This is a genomic window from Pseudoalteromonas sp. APC 3495, from assembly GCF_030407645.1.
GTDB classification, from domain to species: Bacteria; Pseudomonadota; Gammaproteobacteria; order Enterobacterales; family Alteromonadaceae; genus Pseudoalteromonas; species Pseudoalteromonas tetraodonis.
Genome location: NZ_JASDDA010000007.1, coordinates 110,142 through 133,440, shown reverse-complemented (window position 1 = coordinate 133,440; position 23,299 = coordinate 110,142). Strand labels below are relative to the sequence as shown.

Genomic DNA, 23,299 nt, shown 5'->3' with positions numbered 1-23,299 from the left:
ATGGCTGCTATTAATGTTTTTTTTACTGTATTTCTAGTTAAAAATAATGGTTTTGTTCCTGATTTTGCTTTTTTTACTTGAGTTAGTGACTGATTACCCGTTTTCTTAACGCTTGCCACGTGATTACTTAAATTCATAAACGTAAATATTTCGCTTAGTAAAGCTAAGTTAACTTAATTACGGATAGAACAATGAAAACAAAATTATCTATTATTACACTTGCACTTTTACCTTGTTTAGCTGCGGCTAAATTGCCTGATGTTAACAGTACAACTCAAAAAGTAACTGCGAGCAGTGACTCGATTATTGTTAAGTATAAAAAGAATGCTTCGCCGGAAATGCGTAAGCAAGCTCGTTCGTTAGTAAAAGCCAAAATATCTGATCTAAATAACGATGAAATTGATGATAACTTCACCTCGTTATTTTCTGGCCGCCTCGCAAAATTTAAAATATCAGGAATGAGCGCTAAAGAAGCAATTGAGCGCTTAAAATCGCATCAAGCTATTGAGTATGTTGAGCCTGATTACCGAGTGAGCATAGCAAGCGCAACTAATGACCCTCGTTTTGATGATTTATGGGGCTTAAACAACGAAGGCCAAACTGGTGGCACGGCTGATGCCGATATTGATGCACCAGAAGCATGGTCAATCTCTACAGGTAGTCGTGATGTTGTAGTAGGTGTTATTGATACGGGTGTTGATTATAGTCACCCTGATTTAGCTGCGAACGCGTGGGTAAACAGTGGTGAAATTGCCGGTGATGGTATCGATAATGACGGAAACGGTTACATTGATGACGTTCACGGTATTAATGCAATTACTGATGTTGGTGATCCGATGGATGACGAAGGCCATGGTACACACGTATCGGGTACAATCGGTGCCAGTGGTAACAATGGTGTCGGTGTTGTTGGTGTAAACCATGATGTTTCTATTGTTGGTTGTAAGTTTTTAGCCGCAGATGGTACAGGTTCTACCTCTGGTGCTATTAAGTGTATCGATTACATGGTTGGCCTTAAAAATGCGGGTGTTAATCTGCGTGTGTTAAATAATAGCTGGGGCGGCGGTGGTTTTAGCCAAGCGTTAGCTGATGCGATTACGGCTAGTGAGCAAGCTGATATTTTATTTGTTGCTGCTGCGGGTAACGATGCGGTTGATAACGATCAAAATCCACACTACCCATCTAATTATGAAAACGACAACGTATTATCGATAGCTAGTACTGATAGCAGAGATAATATGTCTAGCTTTTCTCAATGGGGCCTAACAAGTGTTGATATGGGCGCACCTGGCTCAGGTATTTTGTCGACCGTTCCTGGTAATAGCTATGCTACTTATTCAGGTACATCTATGGCAACACCGCATGTAGCTGGTGCTGCTGCACTTGTACTTTCAGTTAATCCTGATTTAACAACACTAGAGCTTAAAGAATTACTTATGTCTAGTGGTGATGCTAATGCGGCATTAAATGGTAAAACGGTTGCAGGTACACGCCTAAATGTTAACCAAGCGCTAATTGATGCTGATCCAACTCCAGGCTTTAAATTATCTGTATCGCCGGTTTCTCAGCAAGCGACTGTAGGTGATACGGTTACTTATACCTTTACGATTGGCTCAATTGCACAATGGGAAGGTGACGTTTCACTGGCTTTAGCTTCAGATCTTACCGATGCATCACTAAGCGCAACTACCGCTCGTCCGGGCGATGAAGTTGTTCTAACGGTTGCAACTAACAGCGATACTCAGTGGGGAAATTACGACTTTACTGTTACCGCAACAACTGAAGAGCAAGTTAAAGAACAAACTGTTAGCTTAATGCTTCAACCTGCTGGTTTAAATGACTTTACTTACAGCAGTGATGAAAACATCGCTATTCCAGATAATTCTCCAGAGGGCGCAAGCTCAGTTATTACGGTTGCTGATGATTTAACTATTTTTGGCACCACTGCTGATGTAGATATTACGCATACTTGGTCTGGTGACTTAGTACTTACGCTTATTTCAGCGCAAGGTACAGAAGTAACTTTACAAAGCAATGAAGGTGGCAGTGCAGACGATATTGTTAAGTCATTTACATCAAGCGTATTTAATTCTGAAGTGGCAACCGGAGATTGGACACTTCATGTTGAAGATACAGCTGGTGCAGATACGGGTAATATCAATGGTTGGTCACTTACATTTAGCGCTATTGGTGAGGTAAGCCCACAACCACCACAAGCTGGCTTTAGTGTTTCAGCACAAGGTTTAACTGCTACATTTGTAGATACAAGTCGTGATGTAAATGATGACATTTCACAGTGGAGCTGGAACTTTGGTGATGGTTCAACATCAACAAACCCAAATCCTACACATGTTTACGCTCAGTCAGGAAGTTATGAGGTTGAATTAACCGTAACGGATAGTGAAAATAACTCAGATACATTCACTCAAACAGTGGTTGTTAGTGATGTTGAAATTGAATTGAGTTTAAAACGCGCTAACAAGTCACGTCTTGATACTATGCGTGTTGAGTTAAACTGGGCAGAAGTAGGGGCTGAGTCACTTAGCCTATACCGAAATGGCGAACTAGTAGATACCGTATCAGATAATGGCCGTTACCGTGATTATGTGCGTAACGCAACATTACCGGCATACGACTATCAGTTATGCGTATCTGAAAACGTATGTTCGAATATTATTACGGTTTCATTTTCTGAATAAAACGTTTACCCCTTAGACATTCAAAGCCCAGCAATGCTGGGCTTTTTTATGGAATATCCCTTCTTAATTTTATAGTAATAAATAATTAGTTAATTTTGCAATGTAACTATTTTGTATTTATTTTGTTTGTTATTTGTGCATTATTTTCTTGATATTTACGATATCCATGTTAAGTTTGTACCTGAAAGGTAAAAAATAATGAGTATAAACATCGTTAATGGAGGAGCCAATGAGCTCACGTAAAATAATAACAAATGCCTTTAATCTAAGTGCTTTATCGTTTAGTTTTCTTAGTTTAAATGTACACGCGTCTATTGATTGCAGTGCGTTAGAACAGTGGCAAACAGGCAAGACACACGTTACTGGAGATCAAGTGCAAGCGCAAAGCACAGCGTATGAAGCTAGCTGGTGGACGCAAGCCAATCCAGTGGAGAATGCTGGTGATTATAAAGATTGGAAAATTTTGGGTGTATGTGACAACGCTGTCATTGATAATGAAATTCCAGTAATTACCGAGTTAATGCCTGCAGACGGTTTTCAACTAACCGATAAAGACAGCGTTGTCATATCGGCGCAAGCAATTGATAACGATGGAGAGGTAACCACCGTTGAGTTTTTTGTTGATGGTATTTTTCTAGCTGCAGATACTTCATCACCTTACAGCGTTGATTGGCAAGCTGTGGCGGGTTCTCATCAAATAAGTGCAATTGCAACGGATGATCAAGGTGCGCAGTCATTACAAATCATCAATACCTTAACAGTTGCAGATGACGTTACTAATCCTGTTAATCAAGTACCCGTTGCATCAATTTCATTGAGTACCTTACCTGAACAGCTAATTGTGGGTTCACAAGTTGTGTTTGAGCTTTCAGGTAGCGATAGCGATGGTGAGATCACCGCGCTTAATTTTGCTATAAATGGTGATGATACTCATCAAGCGACATCAGCAACTAGTCAGTATACATGGCAGGCTACAGCTCTTGGGCAAGCCAGCTTTACACTTACAGTGACTGATAACGAAGGGGCTACAGCACAAACCACAAAAACCCTAAATGTTGTTGACTCTGCAGCGCCCGGCAGTGGTGTAACTGATTGTCAACCACAAGGGTTATATCAAACCCCCGGTGTTAATACGCCTTATTGTACTGTGTATGATGCTGATGGTCGTGAAGTTATGGGAGCTGACCACCCGCGTCGTGTTATTGGTTATTTTACTAGTTGGCGAAATGGTGCTAATGACCAACCAAGTTATCTAGTTAATGATATTCCATGGGATAAAATTACTCATATTAATTATGCCTTTGCGCATGTTGATGCCAATAATAAAGTATCTATTGGCGATCCAAATTCAGCAAATAATCCTGCCACAAACATGGAATGGCCAGGCGTTATTGGCGCTGAAATGGATCCTGAGTTTGCATACAAAGGGCACTTTAATCTTTTAAATAAATATAAAAAACAACACCCACACGTTAAAACCTTGGTATCGGTAGGTGGCTGGGCTGAAACGGGGGGGTATTTTGATGAAACCGGCCGCGTTGAAAGTGGTGGCTTTTATACCATGACCACCCATGCTGATGGCTCAGTCAATTATGAAGGTATTAATGCATTTGCAAAAAGCACCGTTGAGTTTATTGAAAAATATGGATTTGACGGCGTTGATATTGATTATGAATACCCATCTTCAATGAACGACTCAGGTCACCCCGATGATTTTCCTATATCCAACGCGCGCCGTGCAGGATTGAATGCCTCATACCAAGTGCTAATGAAAAAAGTACGTGAAGAGCTAGACCGTGCAGGTGAAGCAGCAGGTAAGCACTATTTACTCACTATTGCGTCTCCATCTTCTGGTTATTTATTACGAGGTATGGAAACCTTTCAAGCGGTTAAATATCTGGATTATGTAAACATTATGTCTTACGACTTACATGGCGCATGGAACTCACATGTAGGGCACAATGCTGCCTTGTTTGACACCGGTTTAGACTCAGAACTGACACAATGGAACGTATACGGCACTAAAGAATTTGAAGGGATTGGTTACTTAAACACCGATTGGGCGGTTCGTTATTTCCGAGGGGCAATGGCTGCCGGTCGAATTAATATCGGTATTCCTTATTATACTCGAGGTTTTAAAGATGTGTCGGGCGGAACTAATGGTCTATGGGGTCAAGCGGCTTTACCAAACCAAGCTGATTGTGCCACAGGTACAGGGGTTGGTGAAAAGAACAAGTGTGGTAATGGTGCATTAGGTATTGATAACCTTTGGCACGATAAGAACGACGCAGGTCAAGAAATGCCCGCCGGTTCAAATCCTTTATGGCACGCTAAAAATCTCGAAAATGGTATTGTTGGCTCTTACCTCGAAGTGTATGGCTTAACCCCCGATACCGATGCTGACGATCGCTTAACAGGTTCTTACACACGTTATTACGACAGTGTTGCCGTCGCACCTTGGCTTTGGAATGCCGATAAAAAAGTATTTCTGTCGATAGAAGATGAAGAGTCGATGGCCTCTAAAGTTGATTATGTTATTAACAACGGCCTTGGCGGTATCATGTTCTGGGAGCTTGCTGGTGATTTTGATTACGACTCAGCAAAAGGCGAGTACTTCATGGGGTCGACTTTAACCTCACTTGCCTATGACAAGTTTAATCAAAGTGGTGTTGCTTATGATGTTCACGCGGGTAACCCTAATTTTACAGTGCCTGCTGAAGCAGTAGATATCACATTTGAAGCCAAAGATTTCCCTGTCGGTGATGATAACTACCCAATCAGCCCAACATTTGCGTTTACCAATAACTCAAGCCTTGATTTAAGCGGTGCAAAAATTTCATTTGATGTACCGGTATCAACCTCCGCTATTTTTAAATCCAACTGGAATGCACAAGAAAAACTGGGCATGGCAGTAGAAGTAAATGGCTCGAACGCAGCGGGTAATAATATTGGCGGTTTTGAGAACGAGTTCCACCGTTTCTCAATCACACTGAACAATGAATGGGGCGGTCAACCAAAAGACTTTAGCGCTGGTGCAACTGTGAATGCACAAGTGATGTACTACATGCCAATCACTGGGCCTAGCAACTTTACCATTGAAAAAGATGGAAAAACTTACGCATTCAAAGCTGAATACCCAATGCTACCAGGTGCAACACCGGGTGATGGCACGGGCAATCCAGATAACGGTGGCGGTGACCCTGTAGGTACGTGTGAAGGAGTTGATATAGCCACGATTCCTGTTTATCCAAATTTCCCTCAAACAGACTGGGCGGGCAACCCAAGCCATGCCGCAGCAGGTGACTTAATGTCTCATAACAACGCGATATACAAAGCCAAGTGGTGGACAACGTCTGAGCCGGGTGTAACGGCTGATTGGACCCTAAGTTGTAGCCTGTAATTTTCAAAAACAATGAGGGGTAGGCCTGAGCTTGCCCCATGTATTGAGTCTTAGAAAGGATAAAATAATGGCATCAATTAAACTTAACACGATTACGCTATCTGCAATTACTAGTGGTTTACTACTCAGTACACTAGCACCGCAAGTGCAAGCACATGGTTATATGGATAGTCCTAAAGCGCGCCAAGCAATTTGTCAAGTTGATGGCGGGTACTGGTGGCCAGAAGATGGCACAAATATTCCTAACCTTGCTTGTCGAGCAGCATATTTAGAATCGGGCACGGTGCAGTTTGTGCAAGCGATTGAATTTTCTGTTAATACTCCTGACTATTTAAATCAAACCGCAGTTGAGGCCAGTGTACCAAACGGCACTTTATGTGCTGGTGGCGATACAGCCAAACGGGGTATGGATTTACCATCACCACATTGGCAACGTAGTGACGTAGTGCCCAATGCTAATGGTGAAATTCAAGTTCGTTACCTTGCATCAACACCACATAACCCCAGCTTTTGGCAGTTTTACTTAACTAAGCCAACTTTTAATGCCGCTACTGATGTATTGACCTGGCAAGACTTAGAGCTAGTTCAGGAGCATCAAAATGTTGACGTGATTAAAGACACCGATGGTGAGCGTTATTATCAAATGAGTGTGGCTATTCCACAAGGGCGCAGCGGCGATGCTATTTTGTACAGCCGCTGGCAACGAAACGATGTTGTGGGTGAAGGCTTTTATAACTGTAGTGATATAAATATTGTAAACGACGCAGCTCCAACCAATCCTAATGCGTGGGCAAGCCTTGGGTACTTTGTACGTCAAGGGCAAAATGCCATTGTTGGCGACACCGTATGGGCTCGCTTATTTGATGAAACAGGCCAAGAGGTAATCAACCAACAACTTAAGATCAATGCCGATAATCAAGCAAATTGGCAGCAAGTGTTGGCGTCACAACTTAACCTTGATTATGCGCATTTAGTGCAGATTGGTGTGCAAAATCAAGTTGGTGATGTTGTATTTAACAGCGCTGATGTACTAACAAACCAAGTCTATGGAAGCAATCCAAATTACACTTATACATTAAGCGTGCAGGGCACCCCTGATAATACAGCGCCTATTGTTAGTAAGCCAGAAAACCTAGTAGTTGATGAAAACACCACCACGGCTGTGCATTTACATGCGTTTGATGATGAGCAAAATGCGTTAATTTATACTTGGTCAGTACCGGCACCACTGAGTTTTACCGGTAGCGATGCCAATATCAACTTAATTTCACCTGAAGTTTCAACACCTACAGATTATACCGTTGTGGTATCTGTTTCTGATGGCCAATTAACGACCCAAACCGAGTTTGTTGTCACCGTTAATGACAGCGTTATCAATGATCCTGCTATAGCGCCTTGGAGCACTACTGAGGTTTATCAAGCAACAGATAAAGTGAGTTTTCAAGAGCGTGTTTACTTAGCTAAATGGTGGAATCAAGGTCAGCAGCCCGATAGTTCAAGTGCGTGGGAGCTTGTTGAGGAGGGTCCTAATCCAGCAGCATGGAGTATTAACAAAGCCTATCAAGCGGGCGCAGAAATAATCTATCAAGGACAGCGCTATCGCGCTAATTGGTGGACTCAAGGCGATACGCCAGGACAAGCCGATGTATGGAAAACACTGTAACTAAAAGCCTAAGTTTTGTAGTTCAAACTTATTAAACCAAAATAATCACATTAAAAATAGATAAGAGAGAAATATGAATATTAAACAATTAACCGCAGCTATGGGTGTTGCACTATTTGCCGGTTCTGTATCGGCAGCGCCTTCTACACCAAGTATTAATTGGGAGCCACAGCAATATTCGTTTGTTGAGGTAGACCTTGAGGGAAACGGCTCTTACAAACAGCTGGTTACCCGTGTTGAGCAAGTTAATATCAACATTGAATGGAGTGCGTGGAGCGGTGATGGCGGCGATAGCTATAAAGTGTACTTTGATGACATGCTAGTGAATGAGGGCACGCTTGCTGCTGGTTCTAAAAGTGGCACTATTTCATTCCCTTATGATAAAGCAGGCCGCCATACAATGTATGTTGAACTATGTGAAGGCAGCACGACCTGTGCGAGAAGTGCGGGTAAGCCAATTGTAATTGCTGACACTGACGGCGGACATTTAGCACCATTACCTATGGATGTTGACCCAAATAACCGTGATATTGGCGTTAAGCAAGATTTAGTGACGGGCGCTTACTTTGTTGAGTGGGGGATCTATGGCCGTGATTACGATGTAACGAATATGCCAGCACAAAACCTGAGTCATATTTTGTATGGCTTCATTCCAATTTGTGGTGAAAATGCGTCGTTAACTGGCGGTCCTAAGCGCGCACTGGAAACAGCCTGTGCGGGCTCTGCAGATTACGAAGTGGTTATTCACGACCCATGGGCCGCAGTACAAAAAGCATTGCCAGGGGTTGATGCTAAAGATCCCATTCGTGGTACTTACTCGCAGTTAATGGCACTAAAACAGCGCTACCCAGATATTAAAATTTTACCATCTGTAGGTGGTTGGACGTTATCAGACCCATTTGGTGGTTTTACTAATAAAGCAAACCGCGACACCTTTGTTGCCTCAATGGAAGAGTTTTTAAGAACCTGGAAGTTTTACGATGGTGTTGATATTGACTGGGAATTCCCAGGTGGTGACGGCCCCAATCCTGATATTGGCGATCCAATTAACGATGGCCCAGCCTATGTGGCGCTTATGCAAGAGCTGCGCGCTATGCTTGATAAACTAGAAGCAGAAACGGGTCGTACTTACGAGTTAACCTCAGCCATTGGTGCTGGTTACGATAAAATTGAAGATGTAGATTATCAAGCCGCAAGCCAGTACATGGATTACATTTTTGCCATGACCTATGACTTTTATGGCGCATGGAGTAACGTAACCGGTCATCAAACTGCACTTTACTGTGGCGAGCACATGAGTGTTGGTCAATGTAATGGCACTGGGCTTGATGAAAATGGCGAACCTCGTAAAGGCCCTGCTTATACCACCGATAATGCAGTACAGCTGTTACTTGCGCAAAATGTACCATCGAAAAAAATCGTCGTGGGCACAGCCATGTATGGCCGTGGTTGGGAAGGTGTTTACCCGCAAAATGCAGCGATTGATGGTAACCCAATGACCGCCCCTGGTAATGGCCCGTTAAAAGGCTCCACGGCACAAGGTGTATGGGAAGATGGAGTTATTGATTACAAGGGCGTTAAAGCCAATATGATTGGTGCGGCAGGCACAGGTATTAATGGTTTTGAAGTGGGTTATGATGAGCAAGCACAAGCCGCTTATCTATGGAATCGCTCAACTGGTAAACTGATCACCTATGATAGTCGTGAGTCTGTGCTGGCCAAAGGCGCGTATGTTAATCAGCATAATTTAGGCGGTTTATTTGCATGGGAAATTGATGCTGACAATGGTGACATTCTAAATGCAATGCATGATGGCTTAGGGGGCGTAGTTGCGCCGCCAAGTAATAAAAAACCGGTTGTTTCAGTGTCTTCATCTGTGTCTGTTAATTCAGGCGAGAGCATCACAGTAACGGCTTCTGCAACCGATGCAGATAACGATCCACTGAGCTTTAGCTGGAGTGCTGATAGCGCGCTAGTAGTATCTGGACAAAATACATCATCACTGGTTATTAATGCGCCAACAGTGACTACAGATACACAGTATGTTGCAACCGTTGCAGTATCAGATGGTCAAGCAACAGTAAATCGTGATGTTGTTGTTAATGTTATTGCGCCGACATCAGGTGGCGGTAACACAGCTCCAAGTGTTAATGCAATTGCTAATGTTAGTGTAGAAGAAGGCGCATCAGCAAGTGTTGCTGTAGTTGCAAAGGATGCACAAAACGATGCGCTTACATATACGTGGACAGTACCAGCAGGCTTAACGTTAGTGGGCAGCGGTGCAAATGTAAGTATTGAGGCAGGCGCTGTAGATACAGATACAAACTTCACTGTTTCAGTTGCAGTCAGTGATGGCGCATTAACCACAACGCAAAGCTTTAGCGTAACAGTGACAAATGGTGATACTACAAATCCACCTACAGGAAGCTGGGATGCGAGTGTTGCATACGTTGGTGGCGATGTCGTCACTTATAACGGCGTTGAATATAAAGCAAAGTGGTGGACTCAAGGCGAGCGTCCTGATTTAGGTGGTGCATGGGAAGCAACAACACAACCTACAGATGGTACGGGTGTCGAAGTTTGGCAGCCAACGGCTATTTATAACAGTGGTGATGAAGTTTCTTATCAAGGTAATAAGTACCAAGCTAAATGGTGGACTCAAGGGAACAAGCCAGGCGTAACCGATGTATGGTTAGCACTTTAATGTAAAACCTTATTGTTTGATTTTATAAAAAGCAGCTTTCGAGCTGCTTTTTTTTATCGCGAACAGTCACTTTGATTGTTCAAAACAAGGCTTTATTACTAATAATTAATCCATTGACATCAGCATACACCCAATCACCGGTATTAATTGTGGTGTTTAACATATTAACCGGGTGATCTTTGGCACCTAAACCGCGCTTAGTGGTGCAGCGCGGCGTAGCGCCTAGCGCCATCACGGGTAAATCAAGCGTGGCAAGAATTTCAATATCGCGGCAGCAACCATTAATAATAATGCCTTGCCAGCCATTTTTTAGGGCTCGCTCTGCAATCATATCGCCAATGAAGGCAAAACGCTTACTAGCAAAGCCATCCACAACCAACACTTTGCCTTCACCATTTTCATGTAATATGTTGCCAGCAAACGAGTTATCGTCTGGGCAGGTGACAGTCACTACTTGACCATAAAAGAGAGTTTTATTACCAAAGTGTTGCAAGCCACTGTCAGCGACTTGCACATGGTCGCGATGTTCATCGTATAAATCGGGCGTAGTAAACTGTGTCATTGAGGGCATCCTTGTTTTTTATAAAGCCACGTAGGCCAACGGCAGTACATTAAAAGTAGTAATAATGTTTATCGTAGGCTAATTAATCATTCAGGTGTAGCTATTGTTGTAAATTGGCGTATAGATTTTAGTCGCAATATAAGCACTTTTAACGTTTTTTTATAAGTAACTTATGCTGTTACTTAGTTTTATTTTTTTAAATAAATTTGATTTTGCCAGAGCATTAGCCAAACGTCTCATTGTTGCGTGCTTTTTCATATGCTACGTTCAATTGTTATTTTAAAATTTGGGCTGCAATACTTGGCCCTATACACACATACAAAAAGAGAAGCGTGCTTTATGATCATCTTTTTTATTTGCCTAACTATTTTAATATTAGGCTATAAGTTTTATAGCCCGTTTGTTGAAAAGCAAGCGGGCATGGATTCAACGGTCGACACACCACAAAAACGCTTTAGCGAAGGTGTTGATTACGTTGCAATTCACCCTGTTCGTGCATTTTTGATTCAATTTTTAAATATAGCAGGCGTAGGCCCCATATTTGGCCCAATATTGGGTGCATTATATGGTCCGGTTGCGCTTGTATGGATTGTGCTTGGTAATGTTTTGGGTGGCGCTGTACACGACTTCTTCTCAGGAGTAATGAGTATAAAAGAAGACGGTAAAAGCTTACCGGAAATAGCAGGGCACTACTACAACGTTGTATTTAAAGGCTTTATGCTTATTTTTACTGCGATGCTACTATTTTTTGTTGGTGTTGTATTTATTATGAGCCCGGCAGGATTATTAAGTAACCTTGATATATTTAAGGATACAATATTTGCAAATAATACCTTTTGGGTTTTGGCTATTTTAGCTTACTACTTTTTAGCCACGTTATTACCCATTGATAAAATCATCACTAAGTTTTACCCTATTTTTGGTTTGTTAATGATTGTAATGACAGTAGCTATTGCGGTATCACTGCTAATAAACGCACCGCATTTACCAGTAGCGGGCGACTTTTTAGCATACTTTGAGGCTGATCACGCTCATGACTTCTTAGCACCAAATCCTGATGGGCTGCCCACTTGGCCGCTGCTATTTATAACCATTACCTGTGGTGCTATTAGTGGTTTTCACTCAACGCAAGCACCTATTATTGCCCGTTGTTTAACCAACGAAAAATACGTACGCCCAGTTTATTATGGTGCGATGATGTGTGAAGGCATTGTAGGTTGTGTTTGGGCATTAGCGGGTATTGCTGCATTCCCTGAAGGCTATGCGGGTTTAAAAGCTATGCTTGATTTAGGCGGTCCAGGTTTGGTGGTTAACCATATTGCAAACAGCTACTTAGGTGTATTTGGCGGTATTATGGCAATTATTGCTGTTGCTGTTTTCCCTATTACCTCAGGCGATACGGCGTTTCGTTCACTGCGCTTAACCGTGGTTGATGCGTTCAGTATTCCGCAAAGTTTACGTAATCGTTTATTGCTAGCAATCCCTATTTTAACCATTGCCTACTTTATGACTAAGCTCGATTTCTCTGTAATTTGGCGCTACTTCGCATTCTCAAATATGCTGCTTTCTACCAGTGTGTTGTGGCTTGCGACCAAGTACTTATTTGACCGTGGTACATTCCACTGGATCACTAGTATACCAGCAGTAATCGCTACAGCAGTGACCTTGTCATACATAATGACCGCGGCAATAGGGTTAAACTTATCAAGTGATTTAGGTAAACCGATTGGTGCAGCGGTGGCTGTTATAGGGTTTATTGTATTAGCTGTTGTGCATTCAAAGCATAAAGTGCGTACGGCTTAATAAATCGTAATCTTAAAAATGTAAAAGCGAGCCTTATGAAGGCTCGCTTTTTTATACTTGATCGCCAATCGCTAAAAAGTGGCTTGTTCGAAGTAGCTGATATCATCTAGGGTTTTACTAATCATCATCGCACCCTCTAATAAGCTCACTGTTTGTATTGCCGCGCGAGCAGGGTTTTCTTCACCATTCACAGCGTGTGCTTGGGTTAACCAAGCTAAATTTTTATTAAAAAACCGCTGAACTTCAACCCGCACTTTATCAGGTAGGCTGTCGCTTTCTGCGCCGAGCAAGCCACATAAACACATTTTTTTATCAATCACCAGTGCATTTCTAAATAACTGAGTGTAAATATCAATAGGGTTTTTACCGTTTGCTTTGTGTGCCTCCGGTTCACCAAGTACAGCGATAAAGGCATCGGTATATTGATGCGCAAGCTCTGCACCTAAATCAGCTTTAGTTGGAAAGTGATAATGTACACTGGCACTTTTAATACCAATTTCATTGGCCAACTCTCTAAAGCTAAAATTGCTATAGCCACCAAGTCTAACTTTGTTTTCTGCTGCTTTTAACAGGGCTGCTTTTTTTGTCATTTTAAACTTCCTTCATATCGCTGCAAAAAATTATCAACCAGTAGGTAGTTATTTTCAAGCTCTTTTATTTTTAGTTTGCAAAGGTCGAGATCTTAATATAAATTACCTACCAGTAGGTAGGTAATTTATTCTTGCCAGTATTAGCTCAAACTGTGATTAAAAATATAAAGAGATAATTATGAAAATTTATGATGTAGAAAACTTTCCTAATCCATTACGTGTCCGTATTGCGCTTGCTGAAAAAAAGGCGACTGATAAAGTAGAGTTTGTTGCTGTCGATTTATTAAATGGTGAGCACCGTACTGAGGCTTTTTTAGCTAAAAACCCCTTAGCAGGCGTACCTGTTTTAGAGCTAGATGATGGAACGTTCATCGCAGAATGCACCGCGATTACTGAATATATTGATACCGCTTTTGCTGGCCCTTCATTAACAGGTGTTGAGGCAAAAGAACGCGCGGTGATTAATATGATGCAAAAGCGTGCGGAGTCAATGGTTCTTGATGCTGTCGCTACTTACTTTCATCATGCAACGGATGGTTTAGGCCCAGCGCTTGAAACCTATCAAAATGTTGCTTGGGGAGAAAAGCAAGGTGAAAAAGCGCGCCAAGGCTTTGTTTATTTTAATACAGTGTTAGCCAACTCTGCTTATGTTGCTGGTGAGAATTTCAGTGTTGCAGATATTACTTTGTACGCCGGCCTGGTGTTTGCAGGCTTTGCAAAAATAGCTATTCCTAGTGAGCTATCACATTTAATAGCATGGCAAGAAAAGGTCGCTCAACGTCCAAGCATTGCTGTTTAGATATGGAGTCAAATATGAAAATTGCAGCTGATTTTAGCGAACGTGTTGTTGTACATAGCGAATCGTTAGAATGGATAGCCTCACCGATGGCGGGTGTTGATAGGCGTCCACTTGATAGAGTGGGCAATGAGGTTGCACGCGCAACCAGCATTGTACGTTATGCGCCAAACAGCCATTTTTCTGCCCATACACATACCGGCGGTGAAGAATTTATTGTGCTTGAAGGTGTTTTTCAAGATGAACATGGTGATTTCCCCAAGGGCTCTTATATTCGCAATCCGCCTGAGTCAAAACATACACCAAGCTCTGAAAACGGGTGCGTTATATTTGTGAAATTATGGCAGTTTCAGCCAGAGGATAGAGAGCATGTTCGCTTGCAAACTAATACCATGTGCAGTGTTCCTCACCCTGAGTTTAGTAATGTAAATGTAGTTTCTCTTTATAAAGATGCCTTTGAAGAGGTGAGTATTTTAGCATTTGCACCTAACAGTGAAATATCGTTAAACGCCTTAGGTGGGGGCGAGCTTTTAGTACTTGAGGGCTCGCTTGAAGAGCAAGGCGATACATTAGTACAGCACAGCTGGTTAAGAGTGCCGCCTAACAGCGAAATTAAAGCAACAGCAGGCAGTGAAGGAGCCAGAGTGTGGCTTAAAATCGGTCATTTAACAGATGTTGAAAATCAAATAGCACGGCTTAAAAATGCATAATTAAGCATTTAATTAAAATGGGCACAATAAAAGTGATGTGCCTGTTTTTTGATCTACTTCACTATTGGTTAATAAGCTATCACCTATACTTGATGCTCATATTATTGTGGAGTTCGGGTTATGGTAAATTTAACACACGGCTTATCTATTGGTATTGAGCGCTCTGGTTGCGAGTTTTTTTTAACCTTAAAAGCTATAGGTACACTCACTCACAAAGATTATGAGGTGATCACGCCGATGATTGACTCTGCGCTTGGCGAAGTTAAACATCCTATTGTTAATGTACTCATAGATGGTACTGAGCTTGATGGCTGGGAACTTAGAGCCGCATGGGATGATTTAAAACTTGGCTTAAAACATAACAAAGAGTTTAAAAAAATAGCCATATACGGCAACAAGGACTGGCAATCAACCATCGCTAAATTAGGCAGTTGGTTTGTATCAGGTGAAATTCAATATTTTGAGAACGCCACTGCGGCTTTAGAATGGTTAAAAAGTAATGATGAAGAAGCGGATGCTTAAATAAAGGCCATAATCGGCTTTTATTTTTAAAGTATTTATATCAATTCGCTTAATTAAGTGATCTATTTTGAGGCTGGAAAAACGTGTTTATAGCTAGGCAAAAAATTTGCTATTTAGTTGTTCTAAATGAGAATTTTTTAACGCAGATAGCGACACGTTTAGCCTCGTAAAATGATTAAGTATTATTGCGGATTGGTATTATACCTCTTGAAGTGTAGGTAATGCGGGAAATGCCCCCTTGGCTAAGCAGGCTTTAGAGCCACAACGCAAACCAAAACTTAAAGCGTGTTTTACTAGGTGTTCATTATTAATTTTTTCGATAAGCGAGCTATTTTCATCGGTGTGATTTAAATAATATAACACGCCTGCAATAAACGCATCACCGGCACTGGTAGTATCCACAGCATTAATGATTGGCGCCGATTCATTTAATATAAACCCTTTATGGTAAACCATTGCCGGTGCAGGGCCATCGGTTAAAAATACCAATTTTACACCTATATTTAAAATAGACTGTAAGTAATCATCAGGTGATTGCTGTGTTTGCTCAGCTAAAAAGTTCAGCTCATCACGCGATAGCTTAACAATGTCGCAATAGGCATAACACGCATGTACATTGTGTTCAATGTCATTGCTATTTTGCCACAAGCTATAGCGTAAATTTACATCAAAGCTAACGAGTTTATGGTTGTTTTTAGCCAGCTTTAAAGCACACACGGTGGTGTTTGCAATGGCTGGATTGGTTAACGTGTTGGAACAAAAGTGTAGGGTACTCAATTCATCCCATTTGATATGGCTTAAGTGATCACTCGTTAACAGTAAATCGGCGGTATTGTGGCGATAAAAATTAAAGCTGCGTTCACCTTTTTCATCTAAACTCACAATAACCACGGCCGTTTGAGAGTCTTTAATCGTAAATAAGTACTCTGTACTTACTTTATATTGCTCAAGCGATTTACTTAATTGTTTAGCAAAGTAGTCATCACCCATACCGCCACAAAAAGCAGCCTTGCCGCCTAACTTTGCATAACCTACCGCTACATTGGCAGGGGCACCTCCTGCAATGGGCAAATAAGCACTGTTTTGAGAATCTTGTGGCAGCATATCAATAAGTAGCTCGCCGAGGCTAAGTAATTTGGTCATAGTGTAAATCCTAAAAAACCCAGCAGAGCTAGGTCAAAATTCAAGGGAGAATTATTAAAACTAATTAAAGTTAGTGTAACAATCGCTGAAAAACATAGCTTCAGCGCTTGTTACACTAAAGATGGTTAGTTAAACGCGTATTTAAGCGTTATTGATGTTGTGCGGCCATTAATAGTACGGGCGCGAATAATGTTATTATCTGGAATTGAGCCTTCTTCAGCTTCTGTAATACCTACCGTATCGAATAAGTTATTTACATTAAGTGCAATATTAAGGTTTTCAGATAAATCGTAACTTACAAAGCCATTTACTTGAGTGTAACCGTCAAATTTAAGGTCGTTATTGTCTTGAGCGTAAGCATCAGTAGTACCAATAAAGTTGACACCGGCAGCACCTTTATCAAAGCTATAACGAGCCATTAAAGAGTAGATTAAATCAGCTTGGCGGCGTGGCGTATTACCTACAACTTCAGGAGTAAGCGCATCCTTAGCAATTTCTGCATCTGTCCATGTTAAGTTACCACGAAAATCCCATGCATCGATGAAGTAAGTTGATTCAATTTCAATCCCTTTTGCTTCGTATTCACGGTCAAAAAAGGTTTGCGATGTTGCTTCAAAGTTTTGCTCTTCTGTTTCTGCATAAAACGCTGTTGCGAAAACTGAAAGTGAATCAAAACGTTTTTTAACCCCAAATTCATACTGGTTTACTTCATCAACGGCATCTTCATCAGCAACCGAACCGTCAGCGCGTACTTTACCAAATAAAAGTCGGTCAGCATTTGCGCGGCCACCTTTACTCAGTCTTGCAAATGTCGCAAGGCTTGAATCTATTTGGTAGTTAGCCCCAATTGAATAGGATGCATAATCCCAATCGTAATTTACTGGGCTAGCATTTGCGGTATCAATGCCTGCTACATTTTGTTCAGGAACTGAAATCACTCCATCGCGATTCATATCAACTGTAGAGGTTACTGCACCTGCGTAATTACCGCGTGCTTCACCACTATCGTAACGAGCACTTGCGTCAATACTTACATCACCCACTTTTGTTGAAAATGAAACGTACGGGGCGCGGGTATCGTATTCTGTATCGTAATCACGCTGACAACAGTTACCCCAAAAAGGCGTTCCGTATGCATATAAACCATTTTCAGAAAACTCTGTACCATCAGCAGCTGTTACATTTAGTAGCGCCGCATTATCGCCCTTAAGCTCCATTAGGTAAGAGTTCCATAACCATGACATAGCAATATTTTGCGTTGAAGCATAGTAACCAAATGTAACGCTTGTATCATCGCTTAGTGATTTAGTTAGTTTGAAGTCGTTCACAATAGAGTCAAAGTCGTTCATTGTGACGTCAAACGTATGAATACGCATGGCTAAATCGTCATTAAATGCAGCTCCGGTATTGGCATTACTAAGCGTTGCACCTGCGCCGCCAATACTTTGTGCAATAGCAGTCGCGCTGCCTACTTCAGCAGGAATAAGTGAATTAAAGTTACCGCTAACAGAGGATTTACGAAAACGGTTTTCAATACGCCAATCGTTATCTAAGTCAAATACAGCTTCAAAACCCACTGAGTCAACTTGCGGGTTCATGCCATCGCGAATATCGCCGCTACTAATTTGATTTTCGCCATTTAAACGCACTGTTTTAGTAAATAATGCTGAATGCGGGGTATCTGATTGTGCGTCAAACCCTGGGATTGAGTCACCATTTGCATACATTGGCATTGGTAAGTAACCCACGCTTTTGTCATCTAAATGTTTGTAATAAAGACGCACGTAACCGTTTTCAAAGTCTTTGGTAAGGTTGGCTTTAATTTGCCCACCTTTATTTGATGTGTAACCTGTTTCACGCGGGCCTTCACCTTGGCGCACAAAACCACCTACATGAAAACGTACGCTATCACTAAGGTAAGTGCCGTATTCAAAGTCTGTACGAATAGTGTCGTAATCAAGGCCCAGTGTTGTAGAAACACTGCCTGATTCGTTTTCACCATTTTTAGATATAAAGTTAATTATGCCGCCCGGTGCATTACTTGCTGCAGTCGAGGCCGAACCACCACGAATTGATTCGATAGTTTGTACGGTATTATCTAGGCGCATAAATATATCAGCGTTACCAAAAGCAATATCACCGTATTGCATAACGGGTAAACCGTCTTCTTGTAATTGTAAAAACTTAGCACCACCAGAGGCCACAGGTAAGCCGCGTACAGCAATGTTTGCGTTACCTTCACCGCCGGTTGATTCTGAGCGTACGCCCGGAATAATTCTAAACGCTTCAGCAGTTGAACGCGGTGTAGATACTTCAACTTGAGCAAGCGATAAACTGCTCACTGATGAGCTTGATGCCATAATGGTTGTACGACGTGGTACACCGGTTACAACGATAGTCTCAAGACCTTTGTTAGCTTGCGCTTGTGTGTTTTGCTCTTCTTGTTGTGCATAAACGCCTTGGCTTACAGCCAGCGCTAAAGCACTCATTAAATATAAAGGTGTGTTGTGTGTTGTCATGTGAACGCCTCGTTTTGTGAGCCCGAAGGGGTTTGTTATTTTTACTTAATCGATTAAGTAAAAATAACAAATCTTTTACAATAAGCAAATTATTTTATTCTTTATTTGCTGTTTTTTTACTCATCTATTGATTTATATAGTGTTTTTTTAGCCCCCAATTTGTTGATTTACTCAGTTATTAGGTTGCTCTCTTGTAAAGCGCAGGCTGATGGGTCACGGAAATAGTTAAACAGCATCGCTAAAAATAAAATAATGGCAAAGCCGGTTGCAAGGTAAAAACCATAGCGTACATGACCAAAGTAATCGCTGATCATACCCATAAATAAAGGCGCTAATGCGGCTGAAAGTGCAGTGAAAAATAATATAACCCCAGCAACTGCGCCATGTTGTTGTACCGGGAAGCACGATATTCCTTTGGAGTTTAAGGTCGGGTAAACCATCGACATAAATAACCCTGAAAGCGGCAATAAACCAACAGCCCAATCAACGCCACCGACTAAAGTACCCACATAACACAATGCGATACCTAAACTTAAGTAAGCCATAACACCTTGCCAGCTATAGCGGTTTAATAACCACACCGCAATAAAACGCCCTGCGGCACGCAGTATAAAAAATATGGTGAGTGCATAGGTTGCCAAAAGGGGCCAAGAGCCTGTGTAGTCTTTTAACAGCGTCGGCATCCATACGTAAATGGCAACCTCGGTTGCAACATAAAGCGCAATGGCGAGCGAAAAGCCAAGCGCGTAGGGGTTTTTAATCATTTTCATGGTGGTAGCAAGTGAAGCGGGCTTTTCAGTGCTTTTAACAACGCTTGGATACTCTGCACGCCACGCTAAAAACGCTAAAATTAAGCACATAATGCCGGCAATAATATATAAATAAGTCCAACTTACATTTTGTACCAGTAATACACCAACAAGTGCAGGTCCAACAATGGCACCAATACCAAAAAAGCCTTCTACTTTGTTCATGGTTTTAGTGTGCTCTGCGTTGCTATGAGAAATATCGCCTAATAACGCCAAAGCGCCGGTTTTAAATAAGCCAATAGCTAAACCAATACAGCAAAGCAAAAAAACAAAAAATATAAAGCTGCTACTAATGGCGAATAAAAAGCAACTCGCAGAAAATATTAATAACCCAAGCATAATCGTTTTTTTACGCCCGAGGCTATCGGCTAAAAAGCCTAAAAATAATCCGCTAAAGGCAATGAGTGCCATAGGCGCATAGTGGAATGCGCTGGCTTGGGTCATGCTTAAACCAAATTCAGTTATGAGCTCGGGAATGATCATGCCGACTGCATCGGAGGTCATGGCAAACATAAAAAACATCATATATGTGAGCCAGCGAATTTGTTGCAACGGATCGCTGCTTACGTGTGTGTGTGATTTTGTCATGTGCTTTTCCTCGTTAAATGCGTTCTTAACACTCAGTAAGTCAGTCAGTTACTGATTATAGTATTAATGTCGCCACGATATTTGTATGTAAAATTTATAAAAATAACTTGTAAATTCGTACGTGCTAGTTAAAGATATATCTTAATCGATTAAGTTTCAACATGGTAATCACACAATGATGAAGAATAAAGTTCAATTGATCACATACGCTGATCGAATTACTGGCCAAGATATAAATGCACTTACCACTCTTTTACATGGCCCATTAGAGGGCGTTTTTGGTGGTGTGCACTTATTGCCATTTTATAACCCAATTGATGGCAGCGATGCAGGCTTTGACCCGATTGATCATAGTGAAGTTGATTCTCGAATCGGTACTTGGGACGACATAAAGGCACTCGGTAAAGACCATGATTTAATGGCTGATCTAATAGTGAATCATGTGTCGGCGCAATCTTTTCAGTTTCAAGATGTACTGGCTAAAGGTAAAGCGTCAGCATTTTGGGATTTATTTTTAACCAAAGAAGACGTGTTTCCCAATGGTATGAGCGAGGCTGAGCAGCAAGCTATTTACCGTCCACGCCCAGGCAGTTGTTTTACGCCAATGAAATGCGGTGATGGTCAAACGTATGATTTTTGGACCACTTTTACCGACAATCAAATTGATATAAACGTAAAAGTAGAGGCAGGAATTGCGTATTTAAATAATGTACTTACTAAGTTCTCTGCTAACAACGTTAATATTATTCGTTTAGATGCAGCGGGTTATGCCATTAAGCAGGCGGGTACTAATTGTTTTATGCTAGATGAAACGTTTGGCTACTTAGATAACTTATCAAAGCAAGCCAACGATTTAGGCATGGAAACCATTGCAGAAATTCATAGCCATTATCAAACACAAGTAGATGTAGCTAAGCGCGTAAATATGGTTTATGACTTTGCGTTGCCACCACTTATTCTACATAGCTTGTTTAATAACAATGCGGATGCATTACTCAAATGGCTAAAAATATCGCCGCGTAACTGTTTAACGGTACTTGATACTCATGATGGCATAGGCATTATTGATGCAGGCCCAATGGGTGAAAAACCAGGCTTATTAAATGCAGAGCAAATTGATAACCTAGTAGAAACCATGCATGCAAATAGTAACAATCAAAGCCGCCAAGCAACAGGCGCGGCTGCCAGTAATGTCGATTTATATCAAGTGAACTGTACTTATTACAATGCATTAGGCGCTAATGATTTTGACTATTTACTGTCGCGCGCAATTCAATTTTTTGCGCCAGGTGTACCGCAAGTTTATTACGGCGGCTTATTTGCCTGTGAAAACGATATGGAACTGTTAGCAAAAACCAATGTTGGCCGTGATATAAATCGCCCATATTTGAACGCGGCTAAAATAGAGCAAGCACTTAATAAACCGGTAGTAAAAGGGCTCATAGAGCTAATTAAAATGCGTAATGAACATCCCGCATTTGAAGGTGAATTTTCGGCTCAAGGCGGCGCAAGTGTTTGTTGTTTAATGTGGAAGCTTGAACAACAATCAATTTCATTGAGGATTGACTTTGCAAGCCGTATTGCACTTATTTCGCAGGTTAATGGCACTCAAGAAAGCACTCTAAACTTACAAAGTTTATTGGCTTAAATAGCTTTATTTGTTGAAAACCAAAAGCCAAGCAGCCTCTGCTTGGCTTTTTTATTTGCTTTATTAACAGTGCTTAGCTACTTGCACCAATATCGAGTGCGTAACCTACTTCATATTGTTTTTCTTCTTTAGAAATAAATAAGTTAGCAGCCATAACGCCCTTTTCTTGGCTATTTTGATGAATTGTAGTAAGGCGAGGTACAAAACGAGCGGCTTCTTCTATGCCATCAAACCCCACAATACGCAGCTCACTGCCTATTTTTATCCCTTGTTTTATGGCTTCTCGCATGGTGGCAAGGGCAATTAAATCGCTCATGCATATAATCACGTTAGGGCGAGGGGAGGCTGTTAATACCTCTTTTGCGGCAATATTTGCAAAGCGCTCACTGCTTTCAGGAATATTCCAAATGCGGTCGTCGGCAACCGTTATATTAGCCTCACTTAAGGCGCGTTGATAACCACGCAAACGTTGATGCGAAATAGATTGGCCAGTTTCAAATTCGTGATGTTCGTATACCCGGCACAATACATTTTCATCAAGTAATCTTAAGCCTAATATAGCCACTTTATCATCTTGATTATGCAAAACATGTTTGGCTATTTCATAACTGGCTTGCTCGTTATTAACATTAATTGAGGCGTTACGGGCAATGTCAAAATCAACCGTCACCACATGTTTGGAGACTGTTTTTAGTTGCTCTACTAGTGCTTTATTGCGCGGGCGACCATAACAAATAAAACCATCGACAAAATCAACAACGCTGTTGAGGTTGTCACTATTGCCTGAAAACAATAAAACATTAATATTGTTTTTTTCAAGTACCGAGGTTACTCCCCGCATAAAACTGCTCGCAACAGGGTCTGATACCATGTATTCCACGCTATCGGGAAGGACTAATGCAACAATATTAAAGGTGCCACTTCGCAAAGACTGCGCCGCTTTATTAGGGCCATAATACCCCAGCTCTTTGCACGCTTTAAGTATGGCTTCGCGGCGTTTAGCAGAGAGTTGATCAGGGCGATTAAACGCATTTGATACCGTAGCATTAGACACACCTAATTCTTTGGCAATACTCTTTAATGTCCAGCGGGTGGGTTTACTCATCGGTGACTCATTACTACTTACAACATTGCAAACAATCT

15 protein-coding genes are annotated in these 23,299 nt (G+C 41.5%); 9 read left to right on the top strand and 6 right to left on the bottom strand.

The genetic code is table 11. The features are described 5' to 3' along the window. The first annotated feature begins 191 nt into the window (after positions 1-191). The 4 genes from QL984_RS04785 (at position 192) to QL984_RS04770 (ending at position 10,466) form a co-directional block, all read left to right on the top strand. Positions 192-2,699 carry a S8 family serine peptidase gene (locus tag QL984_RS04785; RefSeq protein ID WP_024602693.1) on the top strand — a complete coding sequence of 836 codons (2,508 nt, stop codon included), beginning with the start codon at positions 192-194 and terminating at the stop codon, positions 2,697-2,699. A 229-nt stretch (positions 2,700-2,928) separates the two neighbouring features. Continuing rightward, positions 2,929-6,099: a glycosyl hydrolase family 18 protein gene (locus tag QL984_RS04780; protein ID WP_290172045.1), complete on the top strand. Its 3,171-nt coding sequence runs from the start codon at positions 2,929-2,931 to the stop codon at positions 6,097-6,099. Positions 6,100-6,166: 67 nt separating this feature from the next. Continuing rightward, positions 6,167-7,762, top strand: a complete 1,596-nt coding sequence (locus QL984_RS04775) for a lytic polysaccharide monooxygenase (protein ID WP_290172044.1) — start codon at positions 6,167-6,169, stop codon at positions 7,760-7,762. Positions 7,763-7,835: 73 nt separating this feature from the next. Continuing rightward, on the top strand, positions 7,836-10,466 hold the full coding sequence (locus tag QL984_RS04770; protein WP_290172042.1) for a glycosyl hydrolase family 18 protein: 2,631 nt from the start codon (positions 7,836-7,838) through the stop codon (positions 10,464-10,466). 79 nt (positions 10,467-10,545) lie between these two features. Here the strand turns inward: QL984_RS04770 and QL984_RS04765 are convergent, their stop codons facing one another. After that, positions 10,546-11,028, bottom strand: a complete 483-nt coding sequence (locus tag QL984_RS04765) for a putative 4-hydroxy-4-methyl-2-oxoglutarate aldolase (RefSeq protein WP_013463007.1) — start codon at positions 11,026-11,028, stop codon at positions 10,546-10,548. A gap of 339 nt (positions 11,029-11,367) precedes the next feature. On the opposite strand from QL984_RS04765, the gene QL984_RS04760 reads away from it, so the two are divergent. Then, positions 11,368-12,831 carry a carbon starvation CstA family protein gene (locus QL984_RS04760; protein ID WP_013463008.1) on the top strand — a complete coding sequence of 488 codons (1,464 nt, stop codon included), beginning with the start codon at positions 11,368-11,370 and terminating at the stop codon, positions 12,829-12,831. A gap of 71 nt (positions 12,832-12,902) precedes the next feature. Here QL984_RS04760 and QL984_RS04755 read toward each other — a convergent pair whose 3' ends face one another. After that, the gene (locus QL984_RS04755) at positions 12,903-13,421 is read right to left on the bottom strand and encodes a TetR/AcrR family transcriptional regulator (protein WP_028834207.1); all 519 of its coding nucleotides are present in this window, start codon (positions 13,419-13,421) and stop codon (positions 12,903-12,905) included. A 178-nt stretch (positions 13,422-13,599) separates the two neighbouring features. Here QL984_RS04755 and QL984_RS04750 point away from each other — a divergent pair, with 178 nt between their 5' ends. From QL984_RS04750 to QL984_RS04740, 3 genes are all read left to right on the top strand, one after another. Beyond that, positions 13,600-14,220 (top strand): glutathione S-transferase, encoded by a 621-nt coding sequence (locus QL984_RS04750; protein WP_016900120.1) that lies wholly within the window; start codon positions 13,600-13,602, stop codon positions 14,218-14,220. Between the two features lie 14 nt (positions 14,221-14,234). Continuing rightward, positions 14,235-14,927 (top strand): cupin domain-containing protein, encoded by a 693-nt coding sequence (locus QL984_RS04745; protein WP_028834205.1) that lies wholly within the window; start codon positions 14,235-14,237, stop codon positions 14,925-14,927. Positions 14,928-15,047: 120 nt separating this feature from the next. Beyond that, complete coding sequence (locus QL984_RS04740) at positions 15,048-15,449, top strand: STAS/SEC14 domain-containing protein (RefSeq protein WP_013463012.1); 402 nt, start codon at positions 15,048-15,050, stop codon at positions 15,447-15,449. 198 nt (positions 15,450-15,647) lie between these two features. Here the strand turns inward: QL984_RS04740 and QL984_RS04735 are convergent, their stop codons facing one another. The 3 genes from QL984_RS04735 to QL984_RS04725 all read right to left on the bottom strand — a co-directional run bounded on the left by QL984_RS04735 (position 15,648) and on the right by QL984_RS04725 (position 20,508). After that, a complete protein-coding gene (locus QL984_RS04735; protein WP_138764303.1) occupies positions 15,648-16,592 on the bottom strand; it encodes a carbohydrate kinase in 945 nt (314 codons plus the stop codon). A gap of 125 nt (positions 16,593-16,717) precedes the next feature. Further along, entirely contained in the window at positions 16,718-19,111 is a 2,394-nt protein-coding gene (locus QL984_RS04730) for a TonB-dependent receptor (RefSeq protein ID WP_138764302.1), read from the bottom strand. 167 nt (positions 19,112-19,278) lie between these two features. After that, complete coding sequence (locus QL984_RS04725) at positions 19,279-20,508, bottom strand: MFS transporter (protein ID WP_024602703.1); 1,230 nt, start codon at positions 20,506-20,508, stop codon at positions 19,279-19,281. Between the two features lie 175 nt (positions 20,509-20,683). Here QL984_RS04725 and gtfA point away from each other — a divergent pair, with 175 nt between their 5' ends. Further along, positions 20,684-22,156, top strand: coding sequence for a sucrose phosphorylase (gtfA, locus tag QL984_RS04720; protein WP_138764301.1), 1,473 nt, complete (start codon positions 20,684-20,686; stop codon positions 22,154-22,156). A 73-nt stretch (positions 22,157-22,229) separates the two neighbouring features. On the opposite strand, the gene QL984_RS04715 is transcribed toward gtfA, so the two are convergent. Further along, positions 22,230-23,261, bottom strand: a complete 1,032-nt coding sequence (locus QL984_RS04715) for a LacI family DNA-binding transcriptional regulator (protein ID WP_016900594.1) — start codon at positions 23,259-23,261, stop codon at positions 22,230-22,232. Positions 23,262-23,299 lie beyond the last annotated feature (38 nt).

What these genes read in the sequence shown, in the direction of transcription:
- QL984_RS04785 (WP_024602693.1), top strand. Translation starts at nt 192, where the DNA reads ATGAAAACAAAATTATCTATTATTACACTTGCACTTTTACCTTGTTTA.
- QL984_RS04780 (WP_290172045.1), top strand. Translation starts at nt 2,929, where the DNA reads ATGAGCTCACGTAAAATAATAACAAATGCCTTTAATCTAAGTGCTTTA.
- QL984_RS04775 (WP_290172044.1), top strand. Translation starts at nt 6,167, where the DNA reads ATGGCATCAATTAAACTTAACACGATTACGCTATCTGCAATTACTAGT.
- QL984_RS04770 (WP_290172042.1), top strand. Translation starts at nt 7,836, where the DNA reads ATGAATATTAAACAATTAACCGCAGCTATGGGTGTTGCACTATTTGCC.
- QL984_RS04765 (WP_013463007.1), bottom strand. Translation starts at nt 11,028, where the DNA reads ATGACACAGTTTACTACGCCCGATTTATACGATGAACATCGCGACCAT.
- QL984_RS04760 (WP_013463008.1), top strand. Translation starts at nt 11,368, where the DNA reads ATGATCATCTTTTTTATTTGCCTAACTATTTTAATATTAGGCTATAAG.
- QL984_RS04755 (WP_028834207.1), bottom strand. Translation starts at nt 13,421, where the DNA reads ATGACAAAAAAAGCAGCCCTGTTAAAAGCAGCAGAAAACAAAGTTAGA.
- QL984_RS04750 (WP_016900120.1), top strand. Translation starts at nt 13,600, where the DNA reads ATGAAAATTTATGATGTAGAAAACTTTCCTAATCCATTACGTGTCCGT.
- QL984_RS04745 (WP_028834205.1), top strand. Translation starts at nt 14,235, where the DNA reads ATGAAAATTGCAGCTGATTTTAGCGAACGTGTTGTTGTACATAGCGAA.
- QL984_RS04740 (WP_013463012.1), top strand. Translation starts at nt 15,048, where the DNA reads ATGGTAAATTTAACACACGGCTTATCTATTGGTATTGAGCGCTCTGGT.
- QL984_RS04735 (WP_138764303.1), bottom strand. Translation starts at nt 16,592, where the DNA reads ATGACCAAATTACTTAGCCTCGGCGAGCTACTTATTGATATGCTGCCA.
- QL984_RS04730 (WP_138764302.1), bottom strand. Translation starts at nt 19,111, where the DNA reads ATGACAACACACAACACACCTTTATATTTAATGAGTGCTTTAGCGCTG.
- QL984_RS04725 (WP_024602703.1), bottom strand. Translation starts at nt 20,508, where the DNA reads ATGACAAAATCACACACACACGTAAGCAGCGATCCGTTGCAACAAATT.
- gtfA (WP_138764301.1), top strand. Translation starts at nt 20,684, where the DNA reads ATGATGAAGAATAAAGTTCAATTGATCACATACGCTGATCGAATTACT.
- QL984_RS04715 (WP_016900594.1), bottom strand. Translation starts at nt 23,261, where the DNA reads ATGAGTAAACCCACCCGCTGGACATTAAAGAGTATTGCCAAAGAATTA.